Source organism: Bacillus sp. P4_D3 (assembly GCF_056401855.1).
In genome coordinates this window covers 1-541 of sequence record NZ_JBFUIN010001333.1, presented here as the reverse complement: position 1 = coordinate 541, position 541 = coordinate 1, and the positions used below count along the sequence as shown (strand labels likewise).

Here is a 541-nt window from a genome sequence, read left to right as displayed (position 1 = left end):
CTATTTTGTTCTTCTGTKACAGCTGCTGAAAGAATGGAAATCGAAGCTTCTTCTACTTTACGATATCCTTCTTCACAAATAACATCTGTTATCATTTGCTTCGTACGCTCTTTTTCCTCACCATTTTTACTAACTGCTTTCCTCGTACGTAAAAATGCTGATTCCATGACGTACACGTCCGTCAACATATTTGATAGTACACGTGAATATTCTTGCTCCTGATCAATTTTTAAGTCCGGAGTTTTAGAGAGCGTTTTCAAAGATTGTTTCAACAATTTTTTCGATAATAAAATGTAACGATGGTTTCTTTCTACATTTGATATATCACTTTCTACTACATGATCTTCAATTTGCTCAAATTGTTTCATTAACATTTTAGCAACTGTTAATCTATTAATTTCGTTCGTTCCTTCAAAAATACGGCTAATTCTAGCATCACGATATAAACGTTCTACTTCGTATTCTTGCATATAACCGTATCCACCATGAATTTGTACAGCCTCATCTACAATATTGCCAAGTGTTTCAGAAGCATTTACTT

The 541-nt window shown here is 33.7% G+C and carries 1 protein-coding gene; it reads right to left on the bottom strand.

Features of this window, described 5'->3' with window-relative positions:
• Nucleotides 1–541 (bottom strand): acyl-CoA dehydrogenase family protein (locus AC1DTM_RS31175; RefSeq protein ID WP_477001785.1); only part of this gene is annotated, 541 nt, incomplete at both ends.